At 70.0% G+C, this 23,868-nt stretch carries 20 protein-coding genes and 1 pseudogene; 7 read left to right on the top strand and 14 right to left on the bottom strand.

Going from position 1 to position 23,868, the window contains the following annotated elements:
- Positions 1-44: 44 nt before the first annotated feature.
- Together D7Y21_RS24595 and thpR are read left to right on the top strand one after the other, a co-directional pair.
- On the top strand, positions 45-590 hold the full coding sequence (locus D7Y21_RS24595) for a metal-dependent hydrolase (RefSeq protein ID WP_121716037.1): 546 nt from the start codon (positions 45-47) through the stop codon (positions 588-590).
- A 14-nt stretch (positions 591-604) separates the two neighbouring features.
- Entirely contained in the window at positions 605-1,156 is a 552-nt protein-coding gene (gene thpR, locus D7Y21_RS24590; protein WP_121716058.1) for an RNA 2',3'-cyclic phosphodiesterase, read from the top strand.
- On the opposite strand, the gene D7Y21_RS24585 is transcribed toward thpR, so the two are convergent.
- Entirely contained in the window at positions 1,153-3,348 is a 2,196-nt protein-coding gene (locus tag D7Y21_RS24585) for a PhnD/SsuA/transferrin family substrate-binding protein (RefSeq protein WP_121716035.1), read from the bottom strand. The genes thpR and D7Y21_RS24585 overlap by 4 nt on opposite strands.
- A gap of 262 nt (positions 3,349-3,610) precedes the next feature.
- On the opposite strand from D7Y21_RS24585, the gene D7Y21_RS24580 reads away from it, so the two are divergent.
- Positions 3,611-4,264: a YiiX/YebB-like N1pC/P60 family cysteine hydrolase gene (locus D7Y21_RS24580; RefSeq protein ID WP_199735484.1), complete on the top strand. Its 654-nt coding sequence runs from the start codon at positions 3,611-3,613 to the stop codon at positions 4,262-4,264.
- A gap of 9 nt (positions 4,265-4,273) precedes the next feature.
- Here D7Y21_RS24580 and D7Y21_RS24575 read toward each other — a convergent pair whose 3' ends face one another.
- From D7Y21_RS24575 to D7Y21_RS24545, 7 genes are all read right to left on the bottom strand, one after another.
- Positions 4,274-6,682, bottom strand: a complete 2,409-nt coding sequence (locus tag D7Y21_RS24575) for a sialidase family protein (RefSeq protein WP_233612264.1) — start codon at positions 6,680-6,682, stop codon at positions 4,274-4,276.
- 173 nt (positions 6,683-6,855) lie between these two features.
- Positions 6,856-7,623 carry a hypothetical protein gene (locus D7Y21_RS24570; protein WP_233591322.1) on the bottom strand — a complete coding sequence of 256 codons (768 nt, stop codon included), beginning with the start codon at positions 7,621-7,623 and terminating at the stop codon, positions 6,856-6,858.
- A 179-nt stretch (positions 7,624-7,802) separates the two neighbouring features.
- Positions 7,803-8,555: an ABC transporter ATP-binding protein gene (locus D7Y21_RS24565; RefSeq protein WP_121716033.1), complete on the bottom strand. Its 753-nt coding sequence runs from the start codon at positions 8,553-8,555 to the stop codon at positions 7,803-7,805.
- Positions 8,552-9,418 (bottom strand): ABC transporter ATP-binding protein, encoded by an 867-nt coding sequence (locus tag D7Y21_RS24560; RefSeq protein WP_120561123.1) that lies wholly within the window; start codon positions 9,416-9,418, stop codon positions 8,552-8,554. Before D7Y21_RS24560 ends, D7Y21_RS24565 begins: the two co-directional genes overlap by 4 nt.
- The gene (locus D7Y21_RS24555; RefSeq protein WP_120561122.1) at positions 9,415-10,494 is read right to left on the bottom strand and encodes a branched-chain amino acid ABC transporter permease; all 1,080 of its coding nucleotides are present in this window, start codon (positions 10,492-10,494) and stop codon (positions 9,415-9,417) included. Before D7Y21_RS24555 ends, D7Y21_RS24560 begins: the two co-directional genes overlap by 4 nt.
- Positions 10,494-11,414: a branched-chain amino acid ABC transporter permease gene (locus tag D7Y21_RS24550; RefSeq protein WP_120561121.1), complete on the bottom strand. Its 921-nt coding sequence runs from the start codon at positions 11,412-11,414 to the stop codon at positions 10,494-10,496. The genes D7Y21_RS24555 and D7Y21_RS24550 overlap by 1 nt, the downstream gene beginning before the upstream one ends.
- Before the next feature lie 19 nt (positions 11,415-11,433).
- The gene (locus D7Y21_RS24545; protein WP_120561120.1) at positions 11,434-12,642 is read right to left on the bottom strand and encodes an ABC transporter substrate-binding protein; all 1,209 of its coding nucleotides are present in this window, start codon (positions 12,640-12,642) and stop codon (positions 11,434-11,436) included.
- Between the two features lie 856 nt (positions 12,643-13,498).
- Between D7Y21_RS24545 and D7Y21_RS24540 the strand changes: the two genes are divergently transcribed.
- Positions 13,499-14,410 (top strand): YsnF/AvaK domain-containing protein, encoded by a 912-nt coding sequence (locus D7Y21_RS24540; protein WP_233612263.1) that lies wholly within the window; start codon positions 13,499-13,501, stop codon positions 14,408-14,410.
- Positions 14,411-14,506: 96 nt separating this feature from the next.
- Here the strand turns inward: D7Y21_RS24540 and D7Y21_RS24535 are convergent, their stop codons facing one another.
- The 5 genes from D7Y21_RS24535 to D7Y21_RS24515 form a co-directional block, all read right to left on the bottom strand.
- The gene (locus D7Y21_RS24535) at positions 14,507-15,940 is read right to left on the bottom strand and encodes a serine/threonine-protein kinase (RefSeq protein ID WP_121716050.1); all 1,434 of its coding nucleotides are present in this window, start codon (positions 15,938-15,940) and stop codon (positions 14,507-14,509) included.
- A 103-nt stretch (positions 15,941-16,043) separates the two neighbouring features.
- Complete coding sequence (locus tag D7Y21_RS24530) at positions 16,044-16,346, bottom strand: hypothetical protein (RefSeq protein ID WP_120561119.1); 303 nt, start codon at positions 16,344-16,346, stop codon at positions 16,044-16,046.
- A gap of 94 nt (positions 16,347-16,440) precedes the next feature.
- Positions 16,441-18,270, bottom strand: a complete 1,830-nt coding sequence (gene dnaK / locus D7Y21_RS24525; RefSeq protein ID WP_121716031.1) for a molecular chaperone DnaK — start codon at positions 18,268-18,270, stop codon at positions 16,441-16,443.
- Positions 18,271-18,272: 2 nt separating this feature from the next.
- Positions 18,273-19,163 carry a nucleotide exchange factor GrpE gene (grpE, locus tag D7Y21_RS24520; RefSeq protein WP_370039153.1) on the bottom strand — a complete coding sequence of 297 codons (891 nt, stop codon included), beginning with the start codon at positions 19,161-19,163 and terminating at the stop codon, positions 18,273-18,275.
- Positions 19,164-19,255: 92 nt separating this feature from the next.
- Positions 19,256-19,768 carry a transcriptional regulator gene (locus D7Y21_RS24515; protein ID WP_121716029.1) on the bottom strand — a complete coding sequence of 171 codons (513 nt, stop codon included), beginning with the start codon at positions 19,766-19,768 and terminating at the stop codon, positions 19,256-19,258.
- A gap of 246 nt (positions 19,769-20,014) precedes the next feature.
- Between D7Y21_RS24515 and D7Y21_RS42940 the strand changes: the two genes are divergently transcribed.
- The 3 genes from D7Y21_RS42940 to D7Y21_RS24500 all read left to right on the top strand — a co-directional run bounded on the left by D7Y21_RS42940 (position 20,015) and on the right by D7Y21_RS24500 (position 23,564).
- Positions 20,015-22,321: a lamin tail domain-containing protein gene (locus tag D7Y21_RS42940; RefSeq protein WP_233612262.1), complete on the top strand. Its 2,307-nt coding sequence runs from the start codon at positions 20,015-20,017 to the stop codon at positions 22,319-22,321.
- A gap of 332 nt (positions 22,322-22,653) precedes the next feature.
- Entirely contained in the window at positions 22,654-22,998 is a 345-nt protein-coding gene (locus D7Y21_RS42935) for a hypothetical protein (protein WP_233591319.1), read from the top strand.
- Positions 22,995-23,564, top strand: coding sequence for a head protein (locus D7Y21_RS24500; RefSeq protein ID WP_121716027.1), 570 nt, complete (start codon positions 22,995-22,997; stop codon positions 23,562-23,564). The genes D7Y21_RS42935 and D7Y21_RS24500 overlap by 4 nt, the downstream gene beginning before the upstream one ends.
- A gap of 17 nt (positions 23,565-23,581) precedes the next feature.
- Here the strand turns inward: D7Y21_RS24500 and D7Y21_RS41890 are convergent.
- Positions 23,582-23,868, bottom strand: a pseudogene (locus tag D7Y21_RS41890) (hypothetical protein); the annotation flags it as partial.

The raw sequence follows: 23,868 nt of genomic DNA, 5'->3' as shown, positions 1-23,868 counted from the left end.
GAGCCCTCTCCAGGCGGGGTCCCCCTGCGTTAGGGTCCTGGCCCATGGCGAGCATCGGGCACGTTGCGGTGGGCATGGCGCTGGGGCGTTATGAGACGGGTTCGGGCGCGCCCTGGCGGCGGCGGGTGGCGGTGATGGCGTTCCTGTCCCTGCTCGCCCTGCTGCCGGACGCGGACGTGGTGGCGTTCGCGCTGCGCATCCCCTACGCGGCGACGTGGGGACACCGAGGCGCGTCGCACTCGTTCGTGTTCGCGGCGGCGGTGGCGCTCGCGGTGGCGGCGCTGGCCCGGTGGAAGGGGGAGTCCGCCACGCGCTGGGGCCTGCTGACGCTGGCGGCGGTGGCCAGCCACGGCATCCTGGACACGCTCACGGACGGCGGGCTGGGCGCGGCCCTCTTCTGGCCCTTCTCCAACGCGCGTGTCTTCGCCCCGGTGCGGCCGCTGCCCGTGGCCCCCATTGGCGCGGGCATGCTGTCCGCGCGAGGCCTGTACGTGGGCGGCGTGGAGTTCCTCGTGTTCCTGCCCGCCTGGCTCTACGCGCTGTGGCCCCGGAAGAAGGCGCGCGTGGCTGGGAGCGTCCAGGTTCCCTGAAGGAGAGCACCACGATGCGCCTGTTCACCGCCGTGACGCTGGGAGAGGCCCTCACCGCAGAGACCGAGCGGGGCATCGAGCGCCTGCGCGCCCTGGCCCCAGACGCGAAGTGGGTGCGGCCGGAGGGCGTGCACCTGACGCTGCTCTTCCTGGGGGACGTGGACGACAGCCGCCTGCCGGAGCTGCGCGACGCGCTGGAGCCGGTGGGGCTTTATCACTCGCCGTTCGTGCTGTCGGTGGCGGGTGGAGGGGCGTTCGGCCCGCCGTCCCACCCGCGCGTGCTCTGGGCGGACGTGCGCGGAGACACCGCCGCGCTGAAGGCGCTCCAAGCGGACGTGGCGCGCGCGCTGGAGCCCCTGGGCTTCACGTCCGAGCACGGCGAGTACATCGCGCACCTGACGCTGGCCCGGGCCCGGCCACCACGCGGAGACCCGGCGCTGGCGGCGTGCGCACGCGAGCTGCAAAGCGCGTCGTGGGGTGAGGGGCGCGTGGACCGGCTGGTGCTGTTCGAGAGCACGCGCGGCCACTACGTGCCCCGGTTGGAAGTGATGCTGGAGCGCGGCTAGCAGGCGCGCAGGGACTCCGCCACGGGCACCGCCGCCGGCAGCGTGACGGTGAGCAGCGTGCCGCGGCCCTCGCGGCTCTCCGCGCGCAGCGTGCCGCCCAGCCCGGTGACGATGGTGTGGCTCACGGACAGGCCCAGGCCGGTGCTGTTGGGGCGCGCGGTGGCGAAGGGCTCGAAGATGTGCGCGAGCGCGTCCTGGGACAGGCCCTTGCCGGAGTCCTGCACCTCCACCACCACCTCGCCGTCCTCGCTGGTGTAGGCCGCCACGCGCAGCACGTTGTTCGCGGCGTCCTGGGTGTCCATCTGCTGCAGGCCGTTGAGCAGCAGGTTGAGGAAGAGCTGGGTGAGGCGCGCCTCGTCCGCGTCCACCGTGGGCATGTCGTGGAAGTCCCGCTCCAGCCGCGCGCGGTGCTGCAGTTCGCCGCGCAGCAGCTTGAGCGCGTTCTCCAGCACCGGCTGCACGGCCACGCGGGCGCGGTGCTCCGGCGGCTTGCGCGACAGCGTGCGCAGGTCCTGCACGATGTGCTTGAGCCGGGTGGCGCCCTCCACCGTCTCGCTCAGCGCATCCACCATGTCCTCCAGGTCCGCGCGCGGCACGGGCTTGCCGTCCAGCAGCGGCTGCTTCAGGCGGTCCATCTCCTCGCGGATGAACGAGAGGTTCGCCAGCACGAAGGCCAGCGGGTTGTTCATCTCATGGCCCACCGCCGCCGCGAGCGAGCCCAGCGCGGACAGCCGGTCCGCCTGGAACAGCCGCGCCTCCAACTGCTTGCGCAGCGTCACGTCGCGCGCGAACACGCGCAGGCCCGGCGGGTCCCACAGCTGCGCGACGGTGAGCTCCCAGTAGCGCCCGTCCAGGTGCACCGTGGGCGCGGGCTCTCCCGGGGGCGCGCCCCGCCACGCCCAGACGATGGCCGCGTTCACCAGCGGGTGCTCGGCGCCCTTCTCCACCAGGTCCTGGAAGGCCGCGTGGGTGGCGGGGTTCGCGTACCGCAGCTCCCCGTCCATGCCCAGCTCCAGCAGTGGCTCCGGGTGCAGCAGCGGGAACGACGCCAGCCGGTACAGCGGATCCTCCAGCGCGCGCAGGCCGCTGACGTCGCGCACCAGCAGGCCCAGCCGCACGCCCGTGTCCCCGGGCGAGGGCTCGCAGGGGGTTATCTCCGCCGCGTAGACGCGCTCGTCGCCGTTCACGGTGAGCCGGTACTCCAGCCGCCCGTCGGAGCCGCCCTGGAGGACGACCTGGAGCAGGGACATGAGGGGCTTGCTCGCGGCGGTGCCCAGGACCTCCTCCAGCAGGCGCCCCTCCCCGCCGCGCATGTCCAGGCCGAAGGCACGGCCGGACGGGGACCACAGCCGCAGGCACCGGCCTTCCGCGTCCAGTTCCCCGGCCACGTACTCGGCGACCCCCGTGGGACGCGGGCCGGACGCGGGCGCGTCCAGGCCAGGAGACCGAACGAAGGTCTCCACCCGGAAGGGGCCCATGAGCATCTCCAGGCCCGCGCCGTCGGTGTTCATCCGGGTGAGGACGGAGATGAGCGCCTGCGCGTCCGCCTCCGGCATCCGCTTGGTGAGGATGAGGCCGTCGGCGAGCGTGGGGATGGTGAAGAGGAACGGCGTGAGCCGCGGCGCGTCCGCGCCCAGGTACGTCGTCAGCGTGGCGCGCATCGCGTGCGCGTCCTTGTGGTTGCAGAAGAGCGCGCACAGGTCCGACTCGCCGCGCATCACCGCGTCCAGCGCCTTGCGGTAGGTGCCCAGGAAGCGCTGCTCGGAGAAGAGCGTGTCCGGGCGCAGGCCCAGCGACTCCAGGTGGCGCACCGGCAGCAGGTGCCCGCCAGTGGAGCGCGGCGCCACCCACGCCACGCGCTTGCCCTGCAGCGTCTCCAGCGTCAGCGGCTCGTCCGAGCGGCAGATGAAGGCGGCGTGGTAGTAGCAGCTGCCGGAGCGCACCGCGCGCAGCACCGCGCGCGCCTGCGGCTCGAAGGCGTTGCACTGCTCGGCGGTGCCCCAGGCCATCTCCACCCGGCCTGAAGCGAGCTCCGCCTCCAGGTGCTCGTAGGTGGGCGACATGGACATCACCACCGGGCGGCCCATCCGCTCCGACAGCGCCCGCGCGAACAGCTCCACGCGCACATGCTCCCGTACCTCGCCGAGGGACGGATAGAGCAGGCAACGGATGGGCGCGTTCGATGCGGTCACGACGAATTCCTCCGATGAGCCCCCTCTCCCGCACGCCCGGACTGTCGGCTCGCGAGTGCTACATCCCTAGCTGAAAATTTACGGCAATGCCACACTATTCTTGATTCGCTGTAATAAGTAGATTCCCCAGGTTTACCATGCTCCGACCCAGGGTCGAAAGCGACTTCCACGTACCAAGGGTGAATTCCCGCTCTGAAATGGCTGGCACCAGGGCTGCACTGAGGGTGGGTGGACGGGTGCAACCCATGGAAGGAACGGACGGATGCGCTGGATTGCCAGGGGACTGTGGCTGCTGGCCCTCGTGCTGGTGGGGGCGGCGTGGCTGGTGGGCCGCGGGACGCAGGCGGCGCCGCGCGAGGTGGAGGGCGTGGCGGCGAAGGTGAGGACGGGGGACGTGGTGTTCCAGACGTCGGGATCACGCCAGTCGAAGGCCATCCAGGTGGCCACGCACAGCCCGCTGTCGCACGTGGGGTTGGTGGAGGTGACACCGGAGGGGACGTTCGTGGTGGAGGCCGTTCAGCCGGTGAAGCGCACACCGTTCGCGCAATGGAAGGCGCGCGGGGTGAAGGGGCGGCTGCTGGTGATGCGGCCGCAGGGGGTGGATGAGGCAGCGAAGGCGCGGGCGGTGGAGGAGGCGAAGCGGCACCTGGGCAAGCCGTACGACGCGCTCTTCGGGTGGGGGGACGAGGCGATGTACTGCTCGGAGCTGGTGCGCAAGGCGTACGCGGCAGGAGCTGGCGTGGAGTACGGCAGGATGGAGCGGCTGGGCGACCTGGACGTGGCGGGGCTTCGGCGTGAAATCGCGGAGCGCTACCGGGGTCCGGTGCCGGTGGACCTGGAGCTGGTGACGCCCGCGAGCCTGGCGGCGGATGCCCGGCTCGCGGTCGTGTATTCGGATTTCCCGCGGGCTCCGTGACGCCGTGCCTCAGCGCTTCACGCGCAGGACCTGGAACCCCTTTCCTCCAGTTCCGAAGCCCTTCAGGTTCTCCGCCCGCACCACCAGGTCGCCGCCGGGCAGCACGCCCCAGACCTCCGCGCGGGCGAGCACGCCGCTGGTGGCCCGCTCGTAGCTCCGGGCCTCACGCCACGTCACGCCGTCCGTGCTGGTGAAGAGCCGCGCGTAGAGGTCCGACGCGGGCTGCACGTCGCCCACGTCCGCCCTCGCCGTTCCCAGCACGAAGCCGCCTCCCGTCAGCGCATCCAGCGAGTACGCCGGCCCCGGCAACGTCATCAGCGCGTCCACTCTCCCGCTCGCGTACACGCGCAACAGCTTCGGGTGCTCGGGCTCATAGAGCGTGGACTGTCCCAGCAGCAGCTCTCCTCCCGGCAACACCGTGCCCGTCACCGCGTTGGCCGCGTAGCCGCCCATCACCTTCGTCCAGGTGCGGCCTCCGTCCGTGGAGCGCACCACCGCCGCCTGCGCGCTGCTGCTCCCGAACGTGGCCCACAACACGCTGCGCGTCGCATCCGCGTACAGCGCCGTGCCGTGCCGGTGGTCCTGGAATGTCGCCCGTGTGGTCCACGTCGCTCCGCCGTCCGTGCTCGCCCACAGCCGCAGCGGCGTGTTCCCGGAGGTGAACGTCTGGTACTCCAGGAAGAACACCGTGCTGCCCAGCTCCGCGAAGCTCGCGGGCGACATCGCGCGGTAGCTCCCCAGTGAAGCCACGTCCGCCCACGTGCGCCCGCCATCCGTGGAGCGCTCCAGGTGGTAGCTGCCACTGCGGCTCATCTGCGCCAGCAGCGTCCCGTCCTTGAGCGCCGCCATCACCCAGAACGACGCGCCGCCCACGCCCTGCCCTCTCGCGCTGAAGGTGCGCCCGCCGTCCGTGCTCGCCCACAGCTTCGAACGGCTCCCGTCCAGCGCCAGCGCGTACACCGTGCCCGCGCCGTCCACGGCCAGCACCTCGTGCGTGGTGTTCGTGAACACCGGCTCCAGCGTCACCGGCCCCTGCGTCCCGCCATCCACCGGCGGCGTGCCCGCATCGACACCGCCGTCCGCACCCGAGCCGCCATCCGGCGTCCCCGCGTCCACGCCGCCATCCGTGCCCGAGCCTCCGTCGCTCGCGCCACCGCCATCCGGCGTCCCCGAACCGCCATCCGGAGCACCGCCACCATCCGGCGTCCCGCCGTCCTGCCCGGAGCCGCCGCCTTCCGGCTGGCGTGCCAGTGCCACGCGCATCACCCGGCCGCTGGAGTTCGCGTCCACCGCGTCGCCGTAGAAGCACGGCACCTCCGTGACGCTGTCCGGCAGCACGTCCAGGGTGCTCAGGTAGCCCTTGAAGCTCGTGCGCGAATCCAGCGTCACCGGGTCGCTGAACACGCCGTTGCGCAGCACCCGCACGCGAATCTCGTAATCCGTCGCGGTCTGGAAGTGATTGTAGAAGACATACAGCGCGTCCCCGATGCGCGTCACCGCGGGCTGCAACGCCCAGTCCGGCGTCCCCTCCACCAGGATGCGCGAGCCGAACGACGTCCCATCGAAGCGCCGGTAGTACAGCCGCTCCGTCTCGTCCTTGTAGACCAGGTGGATGCCGCCCTTGCCGTCCTCCACCGCGCTCAGCGCCGCGCCGTGGTAGATGCCGTCGGAGAACGCGTCCCGCTGCGGCCCCCACGTGTCCAGCGGATCCGCCGCGTCACGCACCCGCAGCCGCGTGGGCTCGAAGCCGTCGTGCATGGCCCAGAAGAAGACGAGCTTGGACCCCACGCTGAGCAGCCGTCCCCCACCCCGCTTCCGCGTGCGCCCCAGGTCCGGCTGCTTCTGGAAGCTTGTGCCCCCGTCCGTGGACACCGCCACCACCGCCGTGGAGCCGCCGTCCGGCTCCAGCCGGAACGCCTGCACCCACAGCCGCCCCTTCGAGTCCCGCGCCAGCAGCGCCCGCGAATACGCCGTCGCACTGTCCGCGTTGAACACCCGCACCGCCGGCTCCGGCGTCCAGGTGTCCTGCGCCGCGTCGTAGCGCCACCACTGGAAGTACACGTCGTGCCGCGACGACGCCGCCAGCGAGGGGCCTTCGTACGCGTAGACCATCGCCACGTCGCGCCCCACGGCGACCAGCTCCGCCCGGTCGTGGTGCGACGCATCCGGCTGGATTTCCGCCAGCTTGGAGAAGCCCTGGAACCCATCCTCGGAACGGAACAGGTTCAGCCCCTCGCCCTCCGCCCCCTGCTGCTGGATGGCCAGGAGCCACGTGGGCGCATGCCCATTGCCTGTCTCGATCCGCACCGCGTGCCGATGCGCCGGCAGCGTCAGGGCATTGCCCCCGCCAGCCGGCACCATGGACACTCCTCCCGCCGCCACCACCGTGGTCAGCAGGGCCCCCACCCAGGACATCATGTGTTTTTGCGCCCCCTGTCGTATCCCCTCCCGAAAGGTAGGGACGGCAGACCCGGGGGCAATCCGGCGGAGGCGGACCCGAAGGGCCCGGCGTTCTCCACGCGGACAGGTGAACACACCGCGCACCGCGCGACGCCCCCGGACCTTGGGAGCGTCGCGTCAGTGTCCTGCGACTACTTCTTGCGGCGGCGCGGGGCGGCGGTGCCCGCGTCGGTGGCCGTGCCCGCGTCCGCGCCCTCGAGCGTGCCCGCGTCCGCGGCGGTGCCGGCGTCCGGCGTGACCGTGGTGATGGCAGGGGGCGGGTTCACCAGCTTCAGCGAGGTGAGGAACGGCTCCGCCGTGGTGTTGGGGTGGTTGGGGTTGTAGATGACCAGCAGCGTGTACAGGCGCGGGCCCACCAGGAAGTTGCGCGCCTTCACCTCGCCGTGGACAGGCGAGCTGACCGAGTAGGCCTTGCCGGGGTAGCCATCCAGGGTGATATCCGCCTCTTCCTTGAGGGTGCCCTGGACCTCCTTCACCAGGCCGTCCCGACCCTCGTTCAGCAGGGCCTCCGGGGGACGGCTCGCCACCAGCCGCTCCGGGTAGTCCGCGGTGCTGACGGAGTAGACGGTGTTGTCCTCGGTGCGCACGGTGAAGGCCGCGGTGTTCACCGTGTTGGCGCCCAGCGGGATCTGCCTGCGCGCGACCTGGGGCTCCATCGGCATGCCGATGGTGAAGCCTTCCGCTGCCTCGTAGGGCTTGAATTCCGGGGCCGGAGTGGCCGCGGTGCCATCCGCGCCCGGGGTGGGCTCGTTGGGCACGTCCTCGATGGTGGAGGTGGCCGAGGGACCACCGGTGCCGCCCGAGGAGGAGCCGTCGGTCTTCTGCTGGTTGGCGCACGCGCCGGCGATGAGCGCGAGCGTGGTAAGCGAGGCAAGGAGGAGGCGGGACAACGGGCGCATGGGCACGCTTCCTGAGAGGGAAGTGGAAGAAAACCAACTGTCTTATCGGACGCTAGACGAAGTCCTCCGCCGCTGACTACCCGAGTTTCGACGCGGCGCGAGCAACTTGCCCTGGCCCCGCCCCCGGAAGCGTCCGGGGGCGGACACCGAGCCGGGGCCGGAAAGTCGGCGCGGGAGGGCTATTCGCCCAGGTACGCGCGCCGCACCTCGGCGCTGTCCAGCAGCGCCTTGCCGGGGCCGGCCATCACGACCTCGCCCGTCTCCAGCACGTAGCCGTAGTGGGCGGCGTTGAGGGCCAGGTGCGCGTTCTGCTCCACCAGGAGCACACTGACGCCGGTGGCGTTCACCTCGCGCAGCGTGCGGAAGATGGTCTCCGTCACCTGCGGCGCCAGGCCCAGGGACGGCTCGTCCAACAGCAGCAGCTGCGGCTTGCTCAGGAGTGCCCGGGCGATGGCCAGCATCTGCTGCTCGCCGCCGGACAGCGTGCCCGCCAGCTGCTTCTGACGCTCGCGCAGCACCGGGAACAGGCCGAAGCCCTTGTCCATGTCCAGGCGAACCTGGGCGGTGTCCTTGCGCAGGTACGCGCCCAGCTCCAGGTTCTCGTACACGGTGAGGTTGGGGAAGATGCCCCGGCCCTCCGGCGCGTGCGCCATGCCGCGCGGCACCAGCTGGTGCGCCTTGAGGCCGGTGATGTCCTGCCCCGCGAGCGTGATGCGGCCCGCGGTCGGCTTGAGCATGCCGCTCACCGCGCGCAGGGTGCTCGTCTTGCCCGCGCCGTTGGCGCCGATGAGGGCCACCATCTCGCCCCTACCCACCGTCAGGGACACGCCCCGGAGCGCCTGGATGGCGCCGTAGCGGACCTGGATGCCCTCCACCGACAGGAGCGGCTCGAACGCGCGCCGCTCGCCCAGCACCTTCACCGGCTCGCTCACGCCGCGCCTCCGTGGGACTCCAGGTAGCTGTCGCCCAGGTACGCCTCGATGACCTTGCGGTCGCTGCGCACTTCCGCGGGAGCGCCGCGGGCGATGGTCTCGCCGTGGTCCAGCACGGTGATGCGCTCGCAGATGCCCATCACCAGCTTCATGTCGTGCTCGATGACCAGCACCCCCAGCGAGAACTCGTCGCGCAGCCGGCGGATGAGCACCATCAGGTCCGCTTTCTCACGCGTGTTCATGCCCGCCGCGGGCTCGTCCAACAGCAGCACCTTGGGGCGGGTGCCCAGCGCGCGGGCGATCTCCAGCCGGCGCTGCTCGCCGTACGGGAGGTTCTTCGCCTCCTCGTCGCGGCGGTGCGACAGGCCCATGACCTCCAGCAGGTGCTCCGCCTGGCGCGTCAGCTCGCGCTCCTCGGCCTGGAAGCCGGGGGTGAGCAGCAGCGCGCGCCACCAGTCGCGGTAGTTGCGCATCGCCGTGCCCGCCTTCGCCAGGGGGCCCATGACCACCGGGTGCAGCGCTCCTTGCGCGCGGCAGGCCACCTTCACGTTGTCCAACGCCGTCAGGGCGCGGAACAGGCGGATGTTCTGGAACGTGCGCGCCAGGCCCAGGTGGTTGATTTGATGCGGCACCCAGCCGTTCACCCGCTGCCCGGCCACGCGCACCTCGCCCTCGGTGGGCTGGTACACGCCGGTGAGCACGTTGAACGCGGTGGACTTGCCCGCGCCGTTGGGGCCAATCAGGCCCAGCAGGTCGCCCTGGCGCACGGTGAGGTTGAAGTCCGTGAGGGCCTTGAGGCCCCCGAAGCGGATGCTCACGCCGGACGCCTGGAGCAGCGCGTCTGTCGTCACGGCGGCGCTCATGTCAGCCCCTTCTTCTTCCGGGGAAGCCACCGGGGCAGCACGTCCCAGAGCTCCTTCGTGCCGAACAGGCCCTGCGGCCGGGCCAGCATCAGCACCACCAGCAAGAGGCCGTACACGGGCATGCGGATCTGATCCACCTTCTGAGCCAGGCTGCCCTCCGCGCCCAGCACGCTGAACAGCGAGCGCAGCCCTTCCGGCAGCAGCGTGAGGAAGATGGCCGCGACGATGGCGCCCGTGCTGGAGCCCAGCCCGCCCAGCACCACCATGACGACGATCTCCATGGACTTCACGAAGGTGAACGAGCCCGGGTTGATGATGGGCACGAAGTGCGCGAACAGGCCGCCGGCGATGCCCGCGAAGAACGACGAGATGACGAACGCGCGGACCTTGTAGCCGGTGGTGTCCACGCCCATGGCCTCGGCGGCGACTTCGTCCTCGCGGATGGCCCACAGGCTGCGGCCGTGGCTGGAGCCCGCGATTCTCCGGGCCACCAGCACCACCAGGAAGACCCAGAAGTACACCATGGCCACGCTGGAGTACTGCGGGATGCCGGACAGGCCCAGCGCGCGGCCGAAGGCCTCCGTGTTCTGCACCACCACGCGGATGATTTCACCGAAGCCCAGCGTCACGATGGCCAGGTAGTCCCCGCGCAGCCGCAGGGACGGCAGGCCCACCAGGAAGCCGCACAGCGCCGCGCAGGTGCCGCCCGCGAGCAGCGCCACGGTGAAAAGCACCTGGTCGCTGGCGGCCACCGGCAGGAAGGACAGCGCCACCTCCTTCAACTCCAGGGACGTGACGCCCGCGATGTACGCGCCCACGGCCATGAAGCCCGCGTGGCCAATGGAGAACTGGCCCGTCATGCCGTTCACGATGTTGAGGCTCACCGCGAGGATGATGTTCACCCCCACCACGGACAGCAGGTACGTGGCGAAGGGCGAGGCGCCCAGCAGCACCTCCGCCAGCGCCAGCACCGGCACCGCGAGGAGCACGGGCAGGATGCCGCGCAGGGCCGGGGGCACGCGGCCCACAGCCTCGTCGGCCAACGTCGTCGGGCTTCCAGACTGGGGGACGGCCATCAGACCTTCTCCGCCGCGACGCGGCCGAACAGACCGCCCGGCTTCACCAGCAGCACCAGGATGAGGAAGCCGAAGGCCACCGCGTCACGCCAGGTGCTGGCCGCGTAGCCCACCACGAACTCCTCCACCAGGCCCAGCAGGAGCGCGCCCACCACGGCGCCCGGCACGTTGCCGATGCCGCCGATGACCGCCGCCACGAAGGCCTTGAGGCCCACGTACAGGCCCATGAGCGGGCTCACGGACGTGTCCTTGATGGCGTAGAGCAGGCCCGCGCCCGCCGCCAGCGCGCTGGAGAGCATGAACGTCAGCGCGATGATGCGGTCGGTGGGGATGCCCATCAGCGCCGCGGTGCGGTGGTCGTAGGACACCGCGCGCATCGCCTTGCCAAAGCGCGTGCGGTACACGAGGAACTGGAGCCCGGCCATCAGCCCCACGGCGATGAGGAAGCTGATGACCTGCCAGTTCCACACCACCACGTCGCGGTCCCCGATGATGAACCACTCGCTGGGGACGATGACCTCCGGGAAGGCCCGGGGGGACGCGCCCGGCAGGAAGCCGATGTCCAGCTGGAAGCCGTACGACAGCGCGAACGAGATGCCGATGGCGGTGATGAGCGCGGTGAGGCGCGGCTTCTCACGCAGCGGGCGGTAGGCGAAGCGCTCGATGAGGAAGCCGAGCAGCGCGCACCCCACCATGGCCACCGCGAAGATGACGACCACGCCCCACAGGGAGCGCTGCGCCTGCCGCCCGAGGGCGAAGGCGGTCGCGTAGCCCATGTAGACGCCGACCATCATCACGTCGCCGTGGGCGAAGTTGATGAGCTTGAGGACGCCGTACACCATCGTGTAGCCCAGCGCGACCAGGGCGTAGATGGTGCCGGCGGCCAGACCATTGATGAGGTGCTGGAGAAGCTGCGACATGCCGGGGGGGGCCCTGGGTTTAAGGCGAGATGGTGGTGACGTAGGTGGACTTGCCGTCCTGGACCTTCAGCACCACGGCGGACTTCACCGCGTTGCGCTTCGCATCCAGCGTGATGTTGCCCGCCACACCGGGGAAGTCCTTCGTCTTCGCGATGGCCGCGCGCACCGCCGGGCCACTGGTGTCCGGGGCGTTCTTGAGCGCCTCGATGGCGACGCGCGCGGCGTCGTAGCCCAGCGCCGCGAGCGCGTCCGGCACCGCGCCGTTGTTGTCCGCCTTGTAGTCCGCGATGAACTTCTTCACGCGCTCATCCGGGTTGTCCGGCGAGTAGTGGTTGGAGAAGTAGCTGCCCTCGATGGCGCTGCCGCCCAGCTCGAAGAGCTTCTCGGAGTCCCAGCCGTCGCCGCCCATCAGCGGCACCTTCAGGCCCAGCTCGCGCGCCTGGCGGGCGATGATGCCCACCTCGCTGTAGTAGCCCGGCACGTAGATGCCCTCCGGCTGCGTCTTCTTGATGGCCGTCAGCTGCGCGCGGTAGTCCGTGTCGCCCTGGCTGTAGCTCTCCGTGGCGGTGATCTTCCCGCCCATCTCCGCGAACTTCTGGCGGAACACCTCCGTGAGTCCAATGGAGTAGGCGCTCTTGTTGTCCTGGAGCACCGCGACCTTGTTGAGCTTGAGGTTCTCCCGCGCGAACTTCGCCATCACGAAGCCTTGGAACGGGTCGATGAAGCAGACGCGGAAGATGTTGTCGCCCTTCTCCGTCACGGAGGGGTTGGTGGACGACGGGGTGATCATGGGCACGCCGGCCGCCTGCGCCTTCTCCGCCATGGCCAGGGAGCTGGACGAAGCCACCTCGCCCAGGATGAGCGCCACCTTGTCCTGGGTGATGAGGCGGGTGACGGCCTGCGCGGCCTCCTCCGGCTTGCTCTGGTCGTCGTACACACGCACGACCAGCTTCTTGCCCTTCACTCCGCCGGCCGCGTTGGCTTCCTTCACCGCCAACGCGATGCCGTTGCGGGTGGAGATGCCGAACGTCGCCTGACCACCCGTCAGCGCGCCCACTTCGCCCAGCACGATGACGTCGCCACCGGCCGGGGGCGTACCGCCCTGCGCGGTGGCCGGGGCCTGCGCCGAGGGCTGTCCTCCCGCCTCTCCCGTGGGCTGCGGCTTCTTCTCGCAGGCGGCCGCCAGGACGGCGAGCGCGGCGAGGAGCATCGGGGCAAGTCGTCGCATGCGGGGGCTTCCTCCGGGGGAGATGACGGGCAAAGCCCCGGTTTTCTAGGGGAGCCCTCCCCATGGGTCAAGCGCACAGCTTGGCTCCGGAGTCCCGCCAACACCTCGAAACATCGCTGTCGCGAGCCCCTGCCCCGACCATGAGTGCGCGCCGCGCCGCTCAGGGCTCCAGCCAGAAGTGCTCCCGGCCCGACGGTCCCCGGCGGATCCTCGGCGGGACCTGAGGCCCGTCCTCTTGCCCCTCGCCGTCCTCCCAGGCCGGCATGTCTTCATGCGTCAGCGACCACCCGGCGGAGGGAGGGTCCCCGGCGTCTGGTAGCGCGGTGGGCGCCCAGGAGACGGGCTCCAGGCCTGACGCCTCGCCTCCTGATGCCTCTTTGGGGGCGGACTCCGGAAGCGCCGCTCCCGCGCGGCGGCGTAGGAATCGGCCCGCCACCAGCAGTCCCACCGCGCCGGTCATCCATCCGAGTCCCCGGCCAGGTCTCGTGGCTCGCATCGCAGACGCCTCCTCGTGCGGGCCGGCCCCTCCGGACTCGCGCCCTCACAGTGAGGTGTGGGGACGCGCGCGGCCAGCGTGAAGCCCGGGGGGTCCGCTCCTGCATGCCTGCCCCTCGGACAAGAGGCGGGGAGGCGTCCTGCGCGGCATTGCCAACGGCGTGCGGCGCGTCGAGCCCCTGGAGCATCCAGCACCAGGGGTTTTCTTGGGCGTCATTGAACCCACTTTTCGAGAGATGGCCGTGGCGGACACGTCAGCCTCCACTTCCCCCCAGGAAACCCTCTCCAGCGCGCTGGACGGCCCTGGCGCTCCGCTTGCGACCACATCCGACCCGACGTGAAGGCACAAGGAGCCAAGTCCATGATGATCAAGCGCAACGACATCAAGGAAGGGATGACGGTCCGCAGCAGCGACGGCGAGAAGCTGGGCAAGGTGTTCGCCGTGAGCGAGGGCGAGTTCCACATCGAGAAGGGGATGTTCTTCCCGAAGGACTACCTGGTCCGCTACCTGGAGGTGAGCGACATCCGCAACGGGGAAATCTACCTCAACCATGGCCGCGAGGCGCTGCGAGGGCTGTCCGACTCGGCCGACGTGGACACGATGGCGGCCCGGCGTGCCGGCACGAGCGCGGCCCCCGGCGCGGTGGGCACGACGGCGGCGACGGCCACCGGCGGCGCGGCGGGTGGCATTGGCGCGGGGCCGAAGACGGGCACCCAGAAGATCGGGGACGTGGCCCGGACCGGCGCGGAGAAGGTCGGCCTCAAGGAACGGGAGCTGAAGGAGCGCGACCTGCGCACCGACATGCGAGCCGCCGAGCGCATCGCGAGCGACGACGTCACGCTGCGCACGCACCATGAAGAGCTGGACGTCACCAAGCGCCAGCGCTCCGCGGGCGAGGCGCAGGTGCGCAAGATCGTCGTGGAGGAGATGAAGACGGTGGAGGTCCCGCTGCGCCACGAGGAGGTGGAGGTGGTGCGCCGCGCGGTGAAGGGCAAGGACACCATTCCCGGCGACGTGGCGACCTTCCAGGAGGAGACCATCCGCATCCCCCTGAACGCGGAGGAGGCGGAGCTGACCAAGCGCGCCTACACGGACGAGGAGATCACCATCCACAAGCGCCCCATCGAGGAGCGCCGCACCATGGAGGGCCGCGTCCGTCACGAGGAGCTGGAGGAGCCGAAGGTGGTGCGCACCGAACCCGACGTCACCGACGAGACGCGCCGCACCGGCTACACCGCGACCCCGGACATCGATCCGCTCAAGCGCTCGTAGCGTCGGCGGCAGGAAGCCTCGCGGTCCTTGTGCTCCGCCCCCCGCCTGCCGCGCCTTCACGCGCGCGGTGTGCGGGGGAGGTGGCACATCGTCGTGTCAGCGCGGAGCGCGGGTGGGCGGCGTCGCGCGGGTGGGGGCCTCCCGCTGGTGGTTCGCGGCGGTCTCCAACCGCTGCGAGTCGCGCAGCCGCTCCGGGAAGAGCCGTCCCGCCAGCGCCGCCAGGGCCGTATCGCGCGCGGGGGGGCATGCGGCCACCAGCCGGTCCGCCATGGCGTGGGCGTTGTCGAAGCGGGCCTCCGGGGCCTTGGACAGCGCCACCGACAGCACGTTCCACAGGGGCGTGGGCAGCTCCGGGGGCTTCGTCAGCTTCTCCTGGCAGATGGCCTTCATGGTGTCCAACTCGTCCTCGCGCTCGAAGGCGCGCCGGCCCGTGAGGGCCTGGTAGAGGACGAGCCCCATGGCGAACAGGTCGCTTCGCGCGTCCAGCCGCTGGCCCAGCGCCTGCTCCGGGGACATGTAGAGCGGCTTGCCCTTCACGATGCCCGGCAGCGTCACCGTGCGCTGCGCGCGCACCTTGGCCACGCCGAAGTCCAGCACCTTCACCTGCCCGTCGAAGCCCACCATCACGTTGTGCGGGGACAGGTCGCGGTGCACCAGCTCCAGGGACGCGCCGTCCTCGCCCTTGAGCGAGTGCGCGGCGTGCAACCCCATCAGCGCCTGCGACACGATGGCGGACACCACCGCCGGCTCCAGCGGCCCCTTGTTGGCGCGCAAGAGCCGGTCCAGGTCGATGCCGTTCACCAGCTCCATGGCCATGTAGTACGCGCCCTGCGCCTCGCCGAAGTCGTAGACGTGCACCAGGTTGGGGTGCGACAGCCGCAGGCCGATGCGCGCCTCGTCCAGGAACTGCTGCACCATCTCCGGCTGCGCCGTCAGGTGGGGAAGGATGCGCTTGAGCGCCACCAGCCGCCCCAGCCCCTCCGGCCCGCGCGTGCGCGCGATGAGCACCTGCGCCATGCCGCCCGTGCCCAGGGGCTTCACGACCTCATAGCGGCCAATGCGCCCACGGTTGACGGGCGTGCCCTCCACGTCCAGCTCGTCCAGCCGCTCCAGGGGGCCCCGGCCGTCCGTCAGCGCCAGGAAGGACAGCACCGCGGAGTCCAGCTGCTCGCCAATCGCCTCCACCAGCCCCATGACCCGCTGGCCGCCGTCCTCGAAAACCCCGTCCACCACCAGGCCCAGTCCGCCCAGGTTCAGCCGCCCCAGGGTGAGCTGCTGGCAGAAGAGCATCCGGCCTTCGCGCAGCTTCCGGGGGCCGCTCCAGTGGGCCGCCTCGAAGACGTCCACGCCCAGCTCGCCCAGCACGCGCGTCAGCACCGGGCCTCGTGTGCCCCGGAGCGAAACGAAGCCCGCCTTCGCGTGCACCATGCGGGCGCACTGCGTGAGGAACACATCCAGGCCGGTGTCGAGGTCCAGCCCCCGCTCCAGGCAGTCCTCGAGGATGTCGTCGGCCATCCGGCTCACGGCCATCAGGCCGCGCAGGAAGGCCAGCTCTTCTTCCGGGGATTGGAACGCCACGCGCCCATCAATACCCGAAAACCCGGCGGGGATGGAGCGCCCACCGGGTGGGACGTCAGACGCGCTCGCGGTCCACGCGGACCACCGGCGCCAGGCGCTCCGGCAGCTCCGGGGAGGCGCGGGTCACGGGGTGCTCCAGCATGCCGTGCCGGTCCAGCATGTGCTCCAGGTGCGCCACGCGCGCGCGCAGCCCCTCCAGCTCCACGGCGGACACCTGCCCCCGGGCCTGGACCTCGCGCACGCGCAGCCACGTCTCCACCACGGGTTTGAGGGCGAAGCGCAGCGTGAGGCCGAGCAGCGGCACACCGACGGTCATGCCGGTGACCATGATGATCATGACGGCTTCGGTCAGTTCCATGGGGGAGGCTCCGGGAAAGAAAGGCGGACCCCGGGCCTACGAACGGGGGGACCGGGCGATTGCACCGCCCGGCCCGCGTCCCCGGGGTGAGGCATCAGCCGGACTTGGCCTGGTCCGTGTAGATGGCGTCCGCGATGCGGTACGCGCTGCCCTCCAGGCGCTGGAAGGACTCCTTCAGGACGCCCGCGTCGGAGGTGTTGAGCACGGAGCGCAGGCGCTCCAGGTCCGCCTGGATTTCGCCGCGGTCCTTCTCCGACAGGAGGTTGGCGTACTCCTCCAGGCTCTTCTCCGTGGTGTAGATGAGCCCGTCCGCGTTGTTGCGCAGCTCCGCCAGCTCCTTCTTCTTCTTGTCGTCCGCGGAGTGCGACTGGGCGTCGTTGATCATCCCCTGGATTTCGGCTTCCGACAGGCCGGAGTTGCCCACCACGCGCACCTGCTGCTGCTTGCCGGTGCCCAGGTCGCGCGCGCTCACGTGCACGATGCCGTTCGCGTCGATGTCGAAGGACACTTCAATCTGCGGCACGCCGCGCGGCGCGGGCGGGATGCCGACCAGTTCGAAGCGCGCCAGCGTCTTGTTGTCCGCCGCCATCTCGCGCTCGCCCTGCAGGACGTGCACGGACACGAGCGGCTGGTTGTCCACCGCGGTGGAGAACACCTGGCCCTTCTTGCAGGGGATGGTGGTGTTCTTGTCGATGATCTTCGTGAAGACGCCGCCCGCGGTCTCCACGCCCAGGGACAGCGGCGTGACGTCCAGCAGGAGGACGTCCTTCACCTCGCCCTTGAGCACGCCGCCCTGGATGGCGGCGCCCACGGCGACCACTTCATCCGGGTTGATGCCCTTGTGGGGCTCCTTGCCGAAGAACTCCTTCACCTTCTGCTGCACGCGCGGCATGCGCGTCATGCCGCCCACCAGGAGGACCTGGTTGATGGCCTGCGCGGTGAGGCCCGCGTCCTTGAGCGCGATGCGGCACGGCTCGATGGAGCGGTCGATGAGGTCCGCGACCAGGGCCTCGAAGGTGGACCGGTCCACGGTCTCCGTGAGGTGCTTGGGGCCGGACGCGTCCGCGGTGATGAACGGGAGGTTGACCTCCGTCTCCGGGGCGCTGGACAGCTCGTGCTTGGCGCGCTCGGCGGCTTCCTTCAGGCGCTGGAGCGCCATGCGGTCCTTGCGCAGGTCCAGGCCGTTGTTCTGCTCCGCGAAGCGCTTGGCCAGGTAGTCGATGAGGCGCTGGTCGAAGTCCTCGCCGCCCAGGAACGTGTCGCCGTTGGTGCTCTTCACTTCGAACACGCCGGCGGTGAGCTCCAGGATGGAGATATCGAACGTGCCGCCGCCCAGGTCGTAGACGGCGACGCGCTCCGTGGTGGCGTCCTTCACCTTGTCCAGGCCGTACGCGAGCGCGGCGGCCGTGGGCTCGTTGATGATGCGCAGCACGCTCAAGCCCGCGATGCGGCCCGCGTCCTTCGTGGCCTGGCGCTGGCTGTCGTTGAAGTACGCGGGGACGGTGATGACGGCCTCGGTGACGGGCTCGCCGAGGTAGTCCTCCGCCGTCTGCTTCATCTTCATCAGCACGATGGCGCTGACTTCCGGCGGGCTGTAGCCCTTGCCCCGGATTTCAACCCACGCGTCGCCGTTGGGGCTGGACGCCACCTTGAAGGAGGAGACGCCAATGGCCTTTTTCGCCTCCGGCGAGTCGAACTTGCGGCCGATGAGGCGCTTGGCCGCGAAGACCGTGTTCTCCGGGTTGGTGATGGCCTGCCGCTTGGCAATCTGGCCCACCAGGCGTTCACCGGAGTCGGTGAAGCCCACCATGGAGGGCGTGGTGCGGCTGCCTTCGCTGTTGGGGATGACCACCGGCTCGCCGCCTTCCATCACGGCGACGCAGGAGTTGGTGGTGCCCAGGTCGATTCCAATCACCTTCGCCATGACTACTGCCCCCCCCCGGAGGAACTGTCGGACGGCGCGGAAGTCTGGGGCTCCGCGCTGCTGCCTTCTTCAGAGGCCTTCGGTGCTTCCGTGCCGGCCGCGGGCGCGGCGGCTTCAGGCGCCGCGGCAGCGGGCTCCGGCGCGGCGGCGACTTCCGGCGCGCGGGCGACGACGACCATGGAGGGACGCACCAGGCGGTCGTTGAGGTAGAAGCCGCGCGTCACCTCGAAGAGCACGTGGCCCGCCGGGACGTCCGTGGACTCCACCTGCTGGATGGCTTCGTGGAGGCGCGGGTCGAAGGGCTGCCCCTTGGCGGAGAAGCCCTTCACGCCATGGCGGGCGAGCGAGTCCTCGAAGGACTTGCGCGTCATGGCCACGCCCTTCTGGAAGCTGTCGAAGTCGGGGGACTTGCCGGCGGCGTCGAGCGCGCGGTCCATGTTGTCCACCACGGGGAGCAGGTCCTTGAGGAGCTTCTCCACGCCGAACTTCTGGACGTCCTCCTTCTCCTTCTGCGCGCGCTTCCGGTAGTTCTCCAGGTCCGCGGCGGAGCGGATGGCCCGGTCCTGGAAGTCCTTGGCGCGCTCGTGCGCCTCCTTCAGGCGCTCCAGCGTCTCGCGGGCCTTGGTCTGGCTGAACTCCAGCTGCGCGCGCAGCGACTCCACCTCCTGGCGGAGCGCGGCCGCGTCCTCGGTGGGGGGAGCGACTTCGGGGGTGGAGACGTCCGCTTCGGCGGCCGGGGCGGAGACGTCCAGCTCCACCTCCGTCTCCGAGCCCGCACTGTCCGCGTCTCCGTCCATCCGACGCTCGACGCTGCGAACCGCCTCGTCGATCACGTCCTGCCCGATGTCCGTCTGGATGCTGTCCTTGTCTTTGGTACCCGACACGGCGCGCACTATCTCACGCGACGGGGAGCGATCCAACAGGACCCGGGGCGGTCGCGCATGCCCGGCGTGCGGGCAGGCGCGACTTCATGCGGAGCGGAACTTCACGCCCCGGGCGCGGGTTTCTTGCGGCCCATCGTTTTCTTGGAAGCTGGTTTCTTCGGGGCCCGGGCGCCCTTGGCGGCGGCGGGAGCGCCCGCGGTCTTCTTGCGCCCGATGGACTTGTTGCCTCCCTTGGAGGCGCCGGAGCTCTTGGCGCGAGGCGGGCGGCTGGGGGCGGCCTCCTCCTCTGGGGCGGCCCTGGCGGTCCTGGCTTCGGAGGCGGGCGGAGGGGTGGAGTCGGTGCCGGGGGTGGAGCCGGGCTTGAAGGCCTCCTCGACGGAGGTCTCCACGCGGCGCACGGCGGTCTCAATCTTCTCCGCGGCGGTCTTGGTGGTGGCGGCGGCCCAGGTGCGCAGCTGCACGAGGCCTTCCTTCACCTTGGCCTGCTTCTCCGGGTCCTTCACTTCCTTGAGGAGGCGCTCGGCTTCGCCGCGGAGGTCGTCCGTGGTGCGCTTGAGGTCCTCGCCGGTGCGCTTGAGGAAGTCCATCAACTGCCTGTCCCACTTCTCGGCCATGACGCGTCTCCTCCGTCTGCCTGCTCGAACCCATCCAACTGCACGTATCGACCGCGCGCAAAGCCTTCCGCGCTGTCCGTGTAGGACGGCGGAGCGCGCCAATGATTGCCGGATGGCAGTGCGTCAGGGGCTCCGCCGGGGTGCAAGAGGGGGGGCGCGCGACAGTCGGATGCCAGACACGTTAAGGTGCGTGCCCTCTTCCGGGAAGGCCGCGTTGGGGCGGGCCCGGTGCTGGAGTGTTCCCTTATGTCATCCCGGTCCTTCCGAGCGCTGTCATCGCTCGTCGTGCTCACGTCCCTGTTCGCGCTGGTCGCCTGTGGCTCCAACGAACCGGACTCCTCGGGGCCGGTGCTGCCCCAGGTGACGCTGTCGGCGGCCACGGTGGGCACGGCCTACGAGAAGGTGCTGACGGCGACGGGCGGCACTGCGCCGCTCACGTATTCGGTGGACCAGGTGCCGCCGGGCTTCTCCTTCTATGGAGACAGCGGGCGGCTGGTGGGCCCGGCGACGACGGCCGGCGAGTGGTCGCTGACGGTGGTGGTGCGCGACGCGAAGGGCGCCCAGCACACGCGAGGCTATGCGTTGCGTGTGTGGCCGGCGCCGGTCATCACCACTGCGTCGCCGCTGCCCTCCACGAAGGAAGGCAGCCTCTACACCTTCACCTTCAGCGTCACGGGCGGGGCGCCGCCGCTGACCTGGTCGCAGGCGGGCGGAGCGATTCCGGACGGCCTGACGCTGACGGAGGACGGGGTGCTGACTGGCACGCCGCAGGGCCCGGCGCTGTATCAGTTCACGGTGCGGGTGGAGGACGCCAACGGAGCCCACGCGGAGGCGGTCATCCAGTTGCCCCTGGCCACGTCGACCGGGGAGGTGCCCGACGGCGGCCCCGTGACGGATGGCGGGACGAAGACGGATGGGGGGACGCAGCCGACGGCGGTGCCGCTGAAGGTGGGCAACTGGAACATCGAGTGGTTCGGCTCCACGACCGAGGGCCCCACGGACGAGGCGCTGCAGTTGACCAACGCGACGGCGGTCATCGCGGACGCGGGGCCGGACGTGCTGGGCGTGGCGGAGATCGTCGGCACGGACGCGTTCAACTCACTGACGGCGAACCTCAACGGCTACAGCGGCCTGCTCGCGGGTGATGGCTGGTACGGCTCGACGAGCCAGAAGGTGGGCCTGCTCTACAAGACGAGCACGGTGGAGCTGGTGAGCTCGAACGTCGTGCTGACGGAGTGCGCGCAGGACTTCGCCTACCGGCCGCCGCTGCGCGTGGACCTGAAGGTGCTCCGGGGCGGCTCACCGGTGGACCTGACGGTGATGGTGCTGCACATGAAGGCGTACGCGGACTCGGATTCGTACCTGCGGCGCAAGGGCGCGGCGGTGTGCCTCAAGGACTACCTGGACACGAACCTGCCGACGCAGAACGTGATGGTGCTGGGCGACTGGAACGACGACGTGGACGCGTCCATCTACACGCCCTACGAATCGCCGTACCTGAACCTGGTGACGGACTCCGCGCGCTACAAGTTCCTCACCCAGCAGCTGTCGGAGTCCGGGGAGCGCTCGACGGTGAGCAACAGCCAGTTCATCGACCATCAGCTGGTGACGAACGAGCTGGCGAAGTACTACGTGGCGCCCACGAAGGTGATCAAGCCGAGCATCCTCAGCTACAAGAGCACCACGTCGGACCACTACCCCATCTTCAGCGAGTTCAACCTCGGCCTGGCCGCGCAGCCGGGAAGCGTGAAGGTCACGGCGCCCAACGGTGGTGAGACGCTGAATGCGGGCCAGACGTTCAACATCACCTGGACATCCAGCAACGTGTCGCAGGTGAACATCACGTACACGCTGGACGGGACGGTGTGGCGCTCGGTGGCGTCAGGCCTGACGGCGTCCACCGGCCGCTACGTGTGGACGGTGCCGAGCGAGTCCTCCACGGCCGTGCGGGTGCGTGTGGCGGACGCGGCGCGCGCGGACGTGGCGGACGTGAGCGACGGTGCGTTCACGCTGACGCGGCCGACGCAGCAGGTGTTCATCAACGAGTATCTGGCGCAGCCGTTGCCTGGCCCCACGGGGACGCCGAACTACGACGAGCAGTTCGTGGAGATATACAACGCGGGTTCGGGGTCGGTGGACCTGAGCGGCTGGGAGATCCACGACGCGAAGTCGTACACGGGCGCGGAGGTGGCGCGGCACACGTTCGTGTCGGGCACGGTGTTGCCGGCGGGCAAGGCCTACGTGGTGTACTCGGGGCCGACCGCGGTGCCGGTGGGGGCGCAGTACGCGACGTACGCCAACAACAACGGCTACGGGCTGCGGTTCGACCGGGGCGTGAACCAGGGTGGCGCGGGTGACATCGTGTACCTGGTGCGCGCGGACGGGACGGTGCAGGACAGCCACTCGTACCAGAGCGCCAGCGTGACGGTGGAGCCTGGCTATTCGTTCAACCGCTCCCCGGACCTGAGCCCCACGGGGACCTGGGTCCAGGGCTACATCCTCTTCTATAAGGCCTCGACCCCGGGCAAGAAGGCGAACGGCTCCGCGTTCTGAGCGGTTCGCGGTGACCTGACTTCCACCTGGGATTCTGCTTGGGTGGAAGGATGCACGTCTGGATTCACATGGGCAGGGGCGTCACGGCCGTGGCGCTCTGCCTGTGGCTCGCGGCCTGTGGTGGGACGCGTGGGGCGGTGGCACCGCCTTCTCGGGGGGAGCTTCCCCGCAAGGTCTTGCTCCTGCGGGAGGCCCCGGATGGGAGCTTCACCCAGGAGTGGCGGCCCGCGGGGGACTTCGACCTCGCCAGTTACGTGAAGGCCCCCGAAGGCCGGCGCATCGTGCGGACCGCGCGCTCCGTGCGGGACTGTGATGCGGAGCACCTGGAGTGCATGCGCCAGTGCAAGAGTCGCCCAGTCCCCAAGGGGTTCGGCCATGTCCGCGTGCCACGCGGTGACGGCGGCAAGGAAGCCTATTGCAACGACCAGTGCCTGCCGCCCTATCAGGACTGCATCAAGCTGGAACAACTCCAGCCCCAGAAAGTATCCTCAATTGAAGAGCTGTCGGACTGGGCAAGCCGTCACCGGAAGTCCCTTCTGGTTGGAGCTGTCGTCGTCGTCGCGGGTGTTGCCTTCGTTGTTGTCTCCGCAGGCGCGGGATTGCTTGTACTGGCACCCGCACTGCTCATGGCAACTGAGGGACCTTCCGGGCATCCACTGGCGGAGACCGTGCCGTGACCAAGATATTCGACCAGTTGGAAGTGCTCGGGCTGATTTTGCTCGACGACGCGCCCAGAACGCCCGGCAGCGAGGAGGCGATCCGCATCGCCGCGAATGCCATCCAGTTCATCTGTGCGACCGGCCAGGACCAAGCGTTCGAGGAGTACGTCCAGAGCCTTCACGCCGGTGCCCCACCGCTTGTCATTGGCCGGTTCGCAACGAAGGCAGAAGCAGAGGCGGCCATGGCCGCTCGGAGATGGCCGATCCACGTCGCAGCCGTGCTGATTGGGGACGACTACTACACCGCCATGTTCGTACCGGCCACGGGAAGAACCCACCTCGTCCGAGCAGAAACGTTGGACTTCTACCTCCAGGCCATGGCGGATGAACGGCTCACGCCTTCGGGCCTGTCCTTCGCCACGAAGGCGGAGGCGGAGGCGTGGATGAACCAGCAGCCCACTCCCCCCCAGCAGGTGGTCATCGACATCGCGGGGGCGCCGTATCTGGCCGCCTATCACCACCGCATCGACTACCGCGTCCTCTATCCCCTGCCCGCCCCCACGCCTCCATCGCAGGAGACGTGAGGGCGGCACGGTGATGACTACAGCCGGAACTGCACGCGCACGCCCGGCTGGATCCACACGTGGATCTGCTTCTCGTCGTCGGAGAGGTCGTTGCTGATCTCCGCGGCATTGCCCAGGCGGATCGCGCCCTTGTTGTACTGCCCCACGGACGCGGAGATGTAGGGCCCCACCGCGATGGAGCGGGTGAGCTGGAGATCCACGCCGAAGTGGGCGTGGCCCAGGTCATAGCCCTCGAGCTTGAACCAGGAGTTCCCCGCCCCTTCGCCCACTTCCAGCGAGCCAATCTCATAGCCCACACCCACCC

Origin of the sequence: Corallococcus sp. AB045, assembly GCF_003668895.1 — a bacterium.
In the GTDB taxonomy this organism is placed as follows: Bacteria; Myxococcota; Myxococcia; order Myxococcales; family Myxococcaceae; genus Corallococcus; species Corallococcus coralloides.
Note: the sequence above shows the minus strand (reverse complement) of the source record. Positions and strands in the feature narration are given on the sequence as shown.